12 protein-coding genes are annotated in these 12,174 nt (G+C 60.0%); 1 reads left to right on the top strand and 11 read right to left on the bottom strand.

Annotated elements, in window-relative coordinates:
• Positions 1-23 precede the first annotated feature (23 nt).
• The 7 genes from lptG to ACJ8HT_RS01660 all read right to left on the bottom strand — a co-directional run bounded on the left by lptG (position 24) and on the right by ACJ8HT_RS01660 (position 6,612).
• A complete protein-coding gene (lptG, locus tag ACJ8HT_RS01630) occupies positions 24-1,103 on the bottom strand; it encodes an LPS export ABC transporter permease LptG (protein ID WP_197652450.1) in 1,080 nt (359 codons plus the stop codon).
• Positions 1,100-2,170: an LPS export ABC transporter permease LptF gene (gene lptF / locus ACJ8HT_RS01635; protein WP_197652451.1), complete on the bottom strand. Its 1,071-nt coding sequence runs from the start codon at positions 2,168-2,170 to the stop codon at positions 1,100-1,102. Before lptF ends, lptG begins: the two co-directional genes overlap by 4 nt.
• A 28-nt stretch (positions 2,171-2,198) precedes the next feature.
• The gene (locus tag ACJ8HT_RS01640; RefSeq protein ID WP_043143070.1) at positions 2,199-2,765 is read right to left on the bottom strand and encodes a YtfJ family protein; all 567 of its coding nucleotides are present in this window, start codon (positions 2,763-2,765) and stop codon (positions 2,199-2,201) included.
• Between the two features lie 20 nt (positions 2,766-2,785).
• Complete coding sequence (locus tag ACJ8HT_RS01645) at positions 2,786-3,655, bottom strand: hypothetical protein (protein ID WP_049270271.1); 870 nt, start codon at positions 3,653-3,655, stop codon at positions 2,786-2,788.
• Positions 3,655-4,989, bottom strand: coding sequence for a lipopolysaccharide biosynthesis protein (locus ACJ8HT_RS01650; RefSeq protein WP_049200021.1), 1,335 nt, complete (start codon positions 4,987-4,989; stop codon positions 3,655-3,657). Before ACJ8HT_RS01650 ends, ACJ8HT_RS01645 begins: the two co-directional genes overlap by 1 nt.
• Before the next feature lie 72 nt (positions 4,990-5,061).
• Positions 5,062-5,856, bottom strand: coding sequence for a hypothetical protein (locus tag ACJ8HT_RS01655; protein ID WP_197652452.1), 795 nt, complete (start codon positions 5,854-5,856; stop codon positions 5,062-5,064).
• A 30-nt stretch (positions 5,857-5,886) separates the two neighbouring features.
• Positions 5,887-6,612 carry a hypothetical protein gene (locus ACJ8HT_RS01660; protein ID WP_197652453.1) on the bottom strand — a complete coding sequence of 242 codons (726 nt, stop codon included), beginning with the start codon at positions 6,610-6,612 and terminating at the stop codon, positions 5,887-5,889.
• Positions 6,613-6,983: 371 nt separating this feature from the next.
• Here ACJ8HT_RS01660 and ACJ8HT_RS01665 point away from each other — a divergent pair, with 371 nt between their 5' ends.
• Positions 6,984-7,715, top strand: coding sequence for a thymidylate kinase (locus ACJ8HT_RS01665; protein WP_197652685.1), 732 nt, complete (start codon positions 6,984-6,986; stop codon positions 7,713-7,715).
• Positions 7,716-7,784: 69 nt separating this feature from the next.
• On the opposite strand, the gene spt is transcribed toward ACJ8HT_RS01665, so the two are convergent.
• Genes spt through ACJ8HT_RS01685 form a run of 4 tightly spaced genes read right to left on the bottom strand, consistent with a single transcriptional unit; the run spans position 7,785 to position 11,886 of the window.
• Positions 7,785-8,957: a serine palmitoyltransferase gene (spt, locus tag ACJ8HT_RS01670; RefSeq protein WP_102984385.1), complete on the bottom strand. Its 1,173-nt coding sequence runs from the start codon at positions 8,955-8,957 to the stop codon at positions 7,785-7,787.
• Positions 8,944-9,204: an acyl carrier protein gene (locus ACJ8HT_RS01675; RefSeq protein WP_019453571.1), complete on the bottom strand. Its 261-nt coding sequence runs from the start codon at positions 9,202-9,204 to the stop codon at positions 8,944-8,946. Before ACJ8HT_RS01675 ends, spt begins: the two co-directional genes overlap by 14 nt.
• Positions 9,205-9,235: 31 nt before the next feature.
• A complete protein-coding gene (locus ACJ8HT_RS01680) occupies positions 9,236-10,150 on the bottom strand; it encodes an NAD-dependent epimerase/dehydratase family protein (protein WP_197652454.1) in 915 nt (304 codons plus the stop codon).
• Positions 10,147-11,886, bottom strand: a complete 1,740-nt coding sequence (locus ACJ8HT_RS01685) for a fatty acyl-AMP ligase (RefSeq protein WP_197652455.1) — start codon at positions 11,884-11,886, stop codon at positions 10,147-10,149. The genes ACJ8HT_RS01680 and ACJ8HT_RS01685 overlap by 4 nt, the downstream gene beginning before the upstream one ends.
• Positions 11,887-12,174 lie beyond the last annotated feature (288 nt).

A 12,174-nucleotide genomic window follows, 5' to 3' on the forward strand; every position in this document is an offset into this window, starting at 1 on the left:
CGTACCTTGTCATATTGGCCTCCCTAACCCCGCCGATCAAACCGATAAACCAGCGCCAATGCTAGCGCCAGGATCAAAAGCGGCGGGGCGAGGGCGGTGAAGGGCGCGTTGAGGGCGAACAGCAACCCCAGGTTGAGGACGATCTGGTAAGCGATGTAGGTCAGCAGCCCGATGATGACGCCGAGCGCTAACCGGCTGCCCATGCCGGGCGCGCGCGGGGCGGTAAAGGTAAACGGGATGGCCAGTAAAATCATCGCCAGCACCAGCAGGGGGTGGCCGAGTTTTTTCCACAGCGCCAGGCGGTATTCGGTGCTGGGCTGCCCCGATCCCTGCAGGTAATCGATATAGCGATCCAGCTGTTGCAGCGAGAAGCTGCCGGCCGGCAGGGTCAGCTCTTTCAGGCTCGGCACGGCGAACAGCGAGCGCCACGGCAGGCTGCTTTGCCGCTCAATCGTTTCCTTTCCGCCTTGCCAGCTTTTTTGCATCACGTTGTGCAGCAGCCAGCTGCCGTCGGCGGCGGTGCTGGCGCTGTCGGCGTAAAGGTAAGATTCCAGCGCGCGGTTGGCCTGATAACGGAAGATCTCAATGCCGTGGGGCTGGTCGTTCTCATCGACGGTTTTGACCGTTACAAATTCGTTGCCGCGCCGCGCCCACAGCGGGTTCACGGTGACGTCGTTATCGTTCGACTGCGCCAGGGCGTTGTTCTTCATCTGCAGCGCGCGTTGCTGCAGCGGCGAGGCTGCCCATTCATCGAGGGCGCCGAGCGAGAGGTTCATCAGCAGCCCGGCGGCGAGCATCACCAGCGCGATGCGGAATATCGACATCCCGGCGGAGCGGATCGCGGTCAGCTCCAGAGTTTTCGACAGCTGCCCCAGCCCGACGATGCCGCCGAGCAGCGCGATAAACGGCCCCAGATCGACCAGGCTGCGCGGCAGGGTCAGCACGGTCACCAGCAGCGCCTGCTGCCAGCGGTAGCCGCCCGGGGTCACGTCCTCCAGCTCGTTGATCAGCGTAAAGGTGGTGAACAGCGGAATGAGCAGCCCGGCCGCGGCGGCGAAGCCGATGAACACGTTGCGGATCAGGTATCGGCTAAAAATAGTCATCGGGAGGGTTTCCGCAGCAGGGATAAGTCGCGCGCCAGCAGCAGGGCGATGCCGACAGCCATCGCCAGCGGCACCAGCCAAACGCCAGGGATCGTCGGCAGAGAGCCGTTAGCCACCAGCGTGCGGCAAATGTTGCCGCCATAGAAAATCACGGTAAACAGCACCGTCAGGGGCAGCAGCGCAGCGTAGCGGCCCTGTCGCGGCTTGATGTGGCTAAAGGGGATCGCCAGCAGCACCATTAGCACGGTGGTCAGCCCGCGGCTTTCGCGCCATTGCAGTTCGGCGGCGTCACCCGGATCGGCGGAGCGCGCCAGCTCCGCCGGCGAGGCCGATTTGTGCCGGCTTTCGGCGCTGGGCACGAACGGCTTGAGCGCGATGTCAAAGTTGTCGTAGTTCTGCCCGTTGTCGTCGGTGCCCTGGCGATCCAGCACATAGGCGGTGCCGGTTTTCAACCGCACGGCGGGGCTGGCGGGAGAGGCGTCGAGCACCTCCACCGACTGCGCGCGGTACAGGTTGGTGTGATGGCCGCCGCGCACATAAATCAGGGCATCCGTCAGATGATTGGCCGTTTTGTCGACGTGATTGGCGAGGATCATGCGGCCGTTGCCGCTAACGTTGAATTTGTCGGCCTGCAGGTGGCTCACGTCCAGCACCAACTGCGACTCTTGCTGCAGCTGATAAATATTGGCGTACGCCCAGGGCCTGCCATACAGCGACAGCAGCGTGACCGCTATCGCCAGCGGCACGGCCAGTATCAGCACCGCCTTATACAGCCGCAGCGGGCTGGCGCCGGCGGCCAGCATGGCGGTGATCTCCGCATCGCTGTACAGCTGGCTGAGCGCCACCGCCACCGAGACATACAGCGCGACGGGCAATATCATCTCCAGTGCGATCAGCGATTTATAGAAAACCACGTCGGCCACCACCCGCAGCGCCAGCGTGCCGTTGGCGGCGTCGGTCAGGTAGCGCTGGGCGGAGTAGCTGGCGAACATGAAGATCAGAAACCCGGCGATCATGATCACCAGGCGGCGGATCTCAACCGTGATATAGCGTTCAATCAAAGACATGCGTCATCGGCTCCCGGCGGCGTGCGCGTCATGGCGTCTCCCGGTCGATCAGGGTGCGCAGCAGGGCGATCACCTGGTCAACTTCCTGCGGCGTGAGTGCGCCGTCCTTCGCCCACTGCACGCGCCCGGCCTTGTCCAGCACCACGATGGTGGAGCTCTCCTCCGGCAGCCGCCAGGCCATGCGCCCCAGCCCGTCGCTGTCGACGATGAACTGCGCCCAGGGGTAGTGCCGCTTGTTTTTCTCGATCTTGCCGCGCACGAAGAAGCCGGAGCCCGGTATCGCGTCGTCGGTGTTGACGATGGTGGTCGGCTGGAAGCGATCGCCCGGCAGGTTCGCGTCTTTGACGGCGTTGATCAGCAGCGAGTTCTTCTTTTTGGCGGAGGTGCGCCCGGCGATGTACTGGATCACCCGCACCTTGCCCGCCAGTTTTGCGCTGTTCCACGGCCGGTAGCTGAAATCGCCGTTGCGCAGCAGCAGCTCGCCGCGATCGGCGATGGCGATCGGCGCCACCGGCCGGCCATGCACGAAGTTATGCGCGGACGCCGCCAGCGGCGACAGCAGCAGGGCGAGGGTCAACAAGCGGCGTAACGTCATCATGGCTCCGCGCAACGCGCTTATCTGCCCGCCGCGATGGCCGGCTGGGAAAACGACAGCGGAAAGCGCGCCAGCAGCAGCTCCAGGCGCTGGCGGATGTCGATATCCAGGATCGCCGGCCGGTCATAGATATCGCCGCCGGCCAGCTTGTCCGCCACCATCACGTCATGCCGGTCGCCCATCAGGCCGTTAATCGCCGCCAGGAAGCGCGAGATCTGCCGGGCTTCGCGGTTGTCGGGATCGATCGATCTCAGCGTGTCGTAAAACGAGACCTGGCGGCTGACGATTTTGCGCACGTCGTGAAACTGATGCCCGGTCAGCGCCGGGCTGGCGATCAGAGTCTGCAGCTGGCGCATTTGCTCCTGGCGGTAGGTGATAAAGCCCTGTGCGCTTTCCAGCCGGGTGTGGCGCAGCGCATAGCGCACGTACGACCACACCGGCTTGCTGAGCAGCAGCCGCAGCAGGTTGCCGTACAGCGTCAGGTTCTTCTGGTTGCCGTTGCGAAACGCATCCTGAAAATGGCCGAGCACCACGGTGGTGGTGTGGAACAGGCGGTTGGCGCGGTGGGGCGCGCCGTACAGCTGCTGGGCGAAGCGCAGGTGCTTATAGCGGGCGCGGATATATTTGTAGCGCATGCGGGTAGCCGCCGCCAACTGCGGGTCTTGCAGGAAACCGTTCACCAGTTGCAGCAGCTCGCGGCGGGAAAAGCCGTCTTCCCAAAACTGCAGGCACAGCGCGTAGTTGTCCCGAATGCTCTCGGGGGAACACTGCAAATCAATCTGCTGCGGCAGGCTGATATTCGCCTCAACCAGGTCGTCCTCTTCCACCGCGACAAACAGCGCCTGGGTGGTTTCGGCGGAGAACTTCTTCCAATTATCGTTAGCGGTCATTAATTACTCTCTTTGGGCACATTCAGCCCCAACATAAAGCGATTGCGGTAGGCGCCGATCGTCGGTATCAGGGATAACAGAACGTCTAAACATTGCCCCAGTAAATAAGCGAAGGCGGCGCCCTGCACGCCGAAGGCGTATGCCATCGACACCAGCAGCGCAATGTAGGCCGCCGAGGCCGTCGCCTGCGCGATCAGGAAGGCGCGTTGCTTGCCTGCCATAAACAGTAAAGACTCCTGCGGGAAGCCCATCATGGAAACGATGATCGCGCCCAGCATGATTTGAATCAGGTCATAGGCTTCCAGGTATTGCTGCCCGAATACCGCGGAAATGAGCGGTTTGCCCACCAGCAGCATCAACACCGCGACGGCCAGGCCGATGCCGCCGGCCAACAGCGAGGAGCGCAGGCCCAGTAGCCACGGGGTCTTGGTGCGCGGATCCAGGCGCATGATCTCGGGATAGAAGCTTTTCTCCAGCAGCTTGGCCGGGGTGCCCGTCGCATCGAAGAAGGTCATGGCGATCTTGAACAGCCCGGCGGCGGCCGGCCCGAGCACTACGCCCACCAGCACGGTGGTGCAGGAGTTGCGTGCGGCCCAGATGGTATGGGCGATGTTGGTGGTCCAGACGAAGTTCCAGGCGCCCTCGATGCGGCGCGCGACGTTGAACAGCCGTGGCCTCAGCGCGCCGTGGATATCGCGGCGGCGCAGCTCGCGCGCGGTGAACCACCAAAATAGCGTGCCGCCGATCAGGTTAGAGGCGTACCAGGTGACGATAAAGCCGGGGAATCCCAGATCGAAATAATAGGAGATGACGCTGCCCACCGCCTGCAGGAACGGCTTGATCGCCTGCTGGATGGCGATGAGATCGAAACGGTTGAAGGCGCGCAGCACGCCGGTCGGCGTGGACGAGGTCATCGACGGGATCAGGGTGCAGTACAGCATGGCGAGCCAGAAACTTTCGCTGTCCAGCCCCAGGGCGTGGGACAAGAACGGCAGCATGATCATGCCGCCCAGCACGGCGATGACGCCGCTGGCGATATCCAGCCCGAAGGAGAAGGCGACGACGTCGCGGAAGCGCCCGGTGTTTTGGTGCTCCAGCGCCGGGGTGCCGAATTGCACCACAAACTGCCAGGTCTGGAATTTGATGAAATCGCTGACCGCTTTGGTATAGGCCTGGATCACCACCAGCACGCCGAACATTTCAGGCGACATGCCTTTACCGGCGCAGGAGAGCGCCAGCAGGCCGAGCAGCGCGCTGGCTACGCTGCCGGAACCTAAGTAGGCGGCATTACGTAAAATGGAGCGAAACGCGCCATCGGAAAACCACCGTTTCATAATCCAAACCAGCCGTTATCGTTGTTTTGCTGCATCTTGTGTTCCGCTGTCATGCGCTTGCCCTGTATGCGTTTAATAAACCTGAGTTTCTTCGCCGGCGTTTTCGCCGGGTTGCCCGATGTCGCTCTGTGGGCGCTTCGCGGGGGGCACCACGGCCGAAATGGCGTTGAGCGCGTTGCTCAGCACCTCGTCGTAAGGGGCTCTGGCGTCCAGCTCGATGATGCGCGCGCCGTTGTACTGCAGGCGCACCATGGCGGAAATCTTGTCTTTCAGCTCTTCATAGCTGTGATCGGGCTTGCGGGAAAACGCCGTATCGACGTCGATATCGAGGCGAATGATCAACTCCGGCCGATAGACGGCCATGTGTTGATATAAACGACGTTCGCGCGCCGCCAGGCGGCTCAATAGCCAGCCTTTTGCTCGTTCCACGCCGATACCGGGCCCATCGTAGTAAAAACCTGAAATTTCCGCCTGCGGGTAACGATCGCTGATCACCAGCACGCCGCTCTGTGCCAGCTGCCGCACCTTGCGCAGGTTGGAGGCGCGCCACAGCGAAAAGCCGTACATGATGAGCGCCGCCCACAGCGCCGGCGGCCTGTTGCTCATGCGTTGGGTTTTATCGGATTTGGCCGCCAGGCGCCGTTCCAGCCACACGCCGATGAACGGCAATTTCTTGATTTTGTCGCCGTCTTCGCCGGAGATCAGCCCTAAATAGCGCCGCTGGGTGGGGCGATGCTGCTGCAGGTTCTTGACCAGATCGGCGGTCAGCGTGGACTTGCCCGTGCCGTCGCTGCCCACCACGGCAATCAGCCCGCTGATGCAGGTGGATGAGGAGTGCTGTTCGGCAGTGAGTTTATTTTTTTTCATCTGTTTCGGTACGAAAATGTTATTTTTCGGCTAGGCATTGGCGGCCCTCAGCGATATTTTAATGGCGCGCAGAGATTCGTCGAAAATATGGCTGGCCGGTTCGCGGCCGTCTAAATCCAGTATGTTAGCGCCGTTAAACGTCAGGTGCGGGATGACGGCGATCTTTTCACGCAACGCCGCCAGCGAGTGATCGGGTTTGCGTGAATAGGCCGTTTGTTCGTCAATATCCAGCCGAATTAATAATAAGGGCTGATAAGACGCCATCCATTGGTACAGGTTATGTTCGTGCTTTCTCAGCCAGCGTACCCAGCGATTGCCGCCGGCAGTTTTTGCCAGCTGCGGGCCATCGAAACGAAACCCTGCCACTTCGGCCTGCGGATAACGATCGGTAATCAGCAATGCGCCCCGGCGACTTTTCTTCAGCATGCGGCGGAATTTATAGACGCGCCAATAAGAAAGCAAAAAGATCACCAGCGCCGTGGCATTATCCGGCGGTGCGGAAGGGCGATCGTGCACGCGCTGCGATTTCTTCAGCAAATAACGCCCGAAGGGCGCGCCAATAATCGGCAGCGAACTTATCCATTCGCCGATACGCCCGGAAGACTGGCCGAGATAAAGCAGTTCGGCAGGTTCTTGTGCCGATAAGGCGTTGACCAAACTGGCGGCCAAGGTGGATTTTCCCGAGCCGTCACAGCCGGTTATCGCTATTACGCGCACGGGCGAGCGATCAGACGAAGGTCTTATCTGCTGACTCACAATAATTGATCCAATGCGAAAAAAACTATTGTATTCCAATACGCCTTGGGTTCAAGATATTTATTGTGCTTTGCCACGATAAAATAATGATATGGGTATTTTAGTTCGTTATTTGAATTGATATTTATGGCGTTCATTCTTGTTATTTCGTGCTAATTGTCCGCGCGTGGGGCATTTTCGCTTTTTATGTTAATTTCCGGCATGGCTCGCGGCGGAAAAAGAGCAGAGGTTTTTAATTCTCGCTTAATCTTTTGTGCTTTTTGGCGCTGCATTGAGGAAATTTATTTTGCGTGGCTGCCGCGGCAACGTTAAGCGTGATTTCGCTTCAAACATGGCACGCCGTTTCTGGTGTATTGAAAGAGAGTCTTATTATGAGTGCAAAATTTCCGCCGTTGATTGCGGTTATTGGCAGCGACGGATCGGGTAAGTCCACCGTTTGTGAACATCTGATCAAATATGTGAAACATTATGGCCCGGCGGTACAGGTGCATCTGGGCAAACAGGCGGGCAATGTCGGGCGCGCGGCGGCGAAATTGCCGCTGCTCGGGCGATCGGTAGGCAAGGCCATCGAGAGCAACACCAAAAAAGTCAAAACGAAAAAATCCCGGATTGGTCTGTTGCCGTCGGCGGTAATCATCGCTTTTGTGGGGCGGCGGCTGCTGCGGTTTCGTCGCATGCTGGCATTTCGTCGGCAAGGGTTCATCGTGTTGACCGACCGTTTTCCGCAGGCGCAAATCCCCGGCGCTTACGACGGCACGGTATTTCCCGTCGACGTTGAAGGGAGCCGTTTTGTCCGTTGGCTGGCGGCGCGGGAGCGGGCGGCATTCCAATGGATGGCGGGGCAAAAACCGGATCTGGTTCTCAAGCTGAATGTCAGTCTGGACGTGGCCTGCGCGCGCAAACCCGATCACCGCAAAGCGTCGCTGGAAAAGAAGATTGCCGTCACGCCGTTATTGACGTTTGAAGGTGCCGACATCGTGGATCTTGATGCCGATCGGCCGATCGAAGAAGTGCTTTCGGCGGCGGAAAAAGCCATCGAGGAATTTATGGTGGCTCAGGGATATCGTTATTCGGTGAGTGAGGTATCAATCGCTGCGCACTAAGGTGCGCATGGGGGTGGCAGAGCGGCGATGGCGTTTTCACCGCCGCCGCCGCAGCCGAGAGGGAAGGCGCTATTTTTTCAGTGCAGCAAAGGCGCGCACGATAGTGTCGATCTCTTCATCGCTGTGCGCGGCATTGACGCTGCAGCGCAGCAGGGTAACGCCAGCCGGCGCGGCCGGTGGCAGCACCAGATTCACATACACACCATGGGCGATCAGTTCGCGCCAGAAACGCAGCCCTTCTTCCTTCGAACCGATCATGACCGGCACTACCGGACTGATGCGCGGCCCCAGGGTATATCCCAGCTCGGCGAGGCCGTGGTACAGGCGGTGCGCGTTGCTCCACAATTTTTCCCGCAGCTCGGGATGGCGCGCGATTTTTTGCAGCGCGGTGCGTACCGACGCGATGCTGGATGGCGACGGCGAAGCGGTAAAGATATACGGCCGGCTGCTGTAGCGCAGCACGTCCATCCCCTTGCCACCGACGGCGAAACCGCCGATCGAGGCCAGGCTTTTGCTGAAGGTGCCCAGGATGATATCCACGTCTTGCTCAACGCCCAGCGCTTCGGCCAGACCGCGGCCATGTTCGCCCATCACGCCGAAGGAGTGCGCTTCGTCGACCAGCAGATAACCGCCGAGCCGCCGCTTGATGTCGACGATTTCCACCAGCGGGGCGACGTCACCCAGCATGCTGTAGATACCTTCCACGATAATGATCGCCTCGCGCGCGCGCTCGCCCAGGCGCACCATGCGGCGCTCCAGATCGGCGGCATCGTTGTGGCGGAAGCGAATAATCTCCGCGCCGCCCAGGGCACAGGCGTCGTAAATGCTCGCGTGGCTGTCCGCGTCGATCAAGACCACGGAGCCCGGCCCCGCCAGGGTGCTGATGACGCCCAGGTTAGCGGTATAACCGGTGGAGAACACGATGGCGCTGGGGCGATCGAAGAATTCCGCCAGCTCCCGTTCCAGCGTCAGGTGCGAACCGTAGCTGCCGTTCGCCATGCGCGAGCCGGTGGTGCCGGTGCCGAGCGCAGCCAGGGCCGTTTGGCCGGCGGCGATCGCCTGCGCATCGAATGTCAGACCAAGGTAGTTATTGGTGCCGGCGAGGACAATCTTTTGATCGCCGATGCGGCCTTGGGTGGCGGAATACACCTCGTCAATACAGGTGCCGAACGGATTCAGACCGGACGTTTGAAATTGTTCGCGGTCATTGGCGAGCCGCGCAAACTTATCATACAGTCCCATGGCTTTTCTCCAGATAAGGGCGCAGCGCGTCAAGCAGTTGCTCAGGCGTTCTGACATCAAGCAATATATTGATAGGAATGGAGATATCTAATTCATCTTCCAGCATCATCAGCAGATCCAATACTCTGATGGATTCCAAGCCAAGATCATTGACGAGATCGCTATCAGGTTTTATTTCTACTCCGCCTTCGACGATACCTTGCAAACACGTCAGGATATAATCCATTACAGCATCGCGATTTAGCATAAGAATGTTGACACACCTCTACTTGGAATAATTAAAACAGCCCTTCACGCAGCGCGCGTTCCAAACTCACCTGTGGGAACCAATTAATCTGTTGCGACAGCGCGTGATTGTTGGCGGACCAGTCGTGATGGGTTAACTCGCGTATTTTGCTGCGCGTCAGCATCGGCTCTTGTTTTACCAGGCGGTTCCACAACACGCTGATATCCGCCATGGCTTTCAGCAGCGGCAGCGGAATGCCCACCAGGCGCACCGGCCCGCGCCGCACGGCGGCGCCGATGTCCCGCAGGCGCAGCCAGTTGTAGCCTTCGGCCACGCCGTCGCACAGTTCGTAAATATTCGGCTGCGCGGGGTGCGCCAGTAGCCATTGGCTGACCGCCTTCGCCAAATCGCTTACGTGCAGGAAAGAGAGCCTGGCGTCAGGCGCGCCCAGCCGGGGCAACACGCCACGCAGCAGGCCGTTGAACAGCGGTTTCAGCTCTTTATCGCCCGGTCCGTAAACCGCCGTCGGGCGGAAAATCCCCAGTGCGATGTCGCCCGTGGTGGCGATTAATTGTTGCTCGGCGGCCTGTTTTGAATGGGCGTACCAAGACAGCGCCGGATGGCGGGCCGCCAGCGACGACATGAACAAGAAACGATTGCAGCGGCCATTCTGCCTGGCCGCCTGCATCAGGTTCAGACTGCCGGTCACGTTGCAGCGGGTGAACACCGCTTCCGCATGCCCGCGCACCTGGCCCGCGCAGTGCACGACGCACTCCGCGCCGCGCACCAGTTCGGTGAGCGAAGACCGATCTTCCAGCGCACCGGGGATCCACTGCAGGTTGTCGATGGCGGCTTTTCCGGCTTGCCGCGTCAAGGCGCGCACGCTAAATCCTTGCGCCAGCAGTTCCTGGACGATATGCCGGCCGATAAAGCCGGTCGCGCCCGTCACTGCGACGGTGCCGCTCATTGCGCGAAACCGGCCAGCTGCGGCATTTGCGGATAGAGCGAAGCGCTCAGCCAGCGTTTTTTGGCCTCGGCGCGGGCGGGTTTGCCCGACGACGTGCGGGGTATGCTGTGCGGTGGCAGCAGCTCGATGTCCACCGCGATGCCGAACTCGCTTTGAATGCGCGCGCTCAGCGAATGCACGATTTGCTCCCGACGTTCTTCCGAGCTGACTCGGCACTGGATTTGCAAAATAATCCTGGCCGCTTCGTCGTGCTCTTCGGTCACGAAGGCAATCGCATCGCCGGAACGGATTTCCGGTTCGGATTCCGCGACGTACTCGATATCCTGCGGCCAGATATTGCGGCCGCGAATGATGATCAAATCCTTCTTGCGGCCGGTGACGTACAGATAGCCGTCCAGCAGGTAGCCGAGATCGCCGGTGTCCATCCAGCCGGTCACCTGGATCTGCTGCTGGGATTCATCGTCGCAGAAATAGCCGTTCATCAGGCTGGGGCCGGAAATCGTGATATGGCCGACCTGGCGTTCCGGCAGCGGTTGCCCGGTTTCGCTGCGGATCTCGATGCGGTGGCCGGGCAGCGCTCTGCCGCAGTTGACGAAGGTCGAGATGGCGCGGGTCTTCTTGCCGGGCGCGACCGCTTTACCTTCGTACTCCAAAATATCGCGGTCGACCGCGTTGGTTTGCGGGCCGGAGCAAGGATCGGAAAAGCTCACCGCCAGGGTGTTCTCGGCCAGGCCGTAGCAGGGCATGAAGGCTTTGCTGTCGAAGTTGATGCTGCTGAAGTGTTCGCCAAACTGGCTGAGCAACTCGGCCGGAATAGGCTCGGCGCCCACGCCCGCGACTCGCCAGCTGGAGAGATCCAGATCGGCCAGCTCTCTGGCGTTGCTGCGGCGCAGACACAGGTCGTAGCCGAACGGCGGGGCGACGGAGACCGTGCCGCGGTTCTTGGCGATCAGTTTCAGCCACTGCATCGGGCGCATGGCGAAATCTTGCGTGCGCAGATAGTCGACGGACAGTTGGGTCGCCACCGGGGTCAGCAGGAAACCGACCAGGCCCATATCGTGATAGAAGGGCAGCCAGGAGACGCAGCGGTCACCCGCGCGCAGCTTGATTCCGTCGCGGCTGATCGCGTTCAGGTTCGCCATGGCCGCCCGCTGGGTGATGATCACGCCGCGCGGAAAGCGGGTACTGCCCGAGGTGTATTGGAGATAAGCGATATCGTCGGGCGAAGGCGCCGGCAGCGTGATCTCCGGCTCTGGCAACGCGTTAAAGTCCGCATCGCTGAGGATGTGCAACGACGGCGCCTTTTCCGTGGCCGAGGCAATCAGCGGCGTCCACTCTTCGCTACTGATGATCGCCGCGGGGTTACAGCTGGCGATCAGCCCTTTCAGCTTGGTGGTGTAAGAGTCGCGTTGGCCCACGCCCATCGGGATCGCCAATGGCACCGCCACCAGGCCGGCATATTGGCAGGCGAAAAAGGCTTCGACGAATCCCGCGCTGGTTTCGGCGATAAGCGCCACGCGATCGCCTTTCTTGAGTTTCAGGGACAATAAACGCCGCGCGCCCGCGATCGCTTTTTGCTGCAGCGTGCGGTATTCGAGCACGGTCACAAGTTGATTGCGACGGTCATAAAAATTCATTCCCGTATTGCCCAGCGCCGCATAATCCAAAGCGTCCACTAAAGTGGGGAAGTCTGCATAACGCATGGGAAGAGAATGAACGGAACTTGTTTCAGACATAGACAAACTAGCCATAGATTAAAAATCACCAAAAGAGATAAAAGACTCTTGGCGAGGTAATTGATATTTTACTATGAATAGGTTTTGAATAAGTTTTTTATTCAACCATCTTCATTCCACGAACAGCGTATATTACCGTGCTTGAACGGTACGCCGGTTATTACCCGGGCAGAGTGTGAGCTGCCCGTTTTATCAGCCTTGTACGGCACCCTGGCGATATACAGGGGGCTATTGTAAGCTCCGGGTTTCGCCGTTCTTTAGCCTGAATGTGTCGGGCAGGAAATAACT

Origin of the sequence: Serratia sp. CY44782 (genome assembly GCF_052168715.1) — a bacterium.
GTDB lineage: Bacteria > Pseudomonadota > Gammaproteobacteria > Enterobacterales > Enterobacteriaceae > Serratia > Serratia nevei.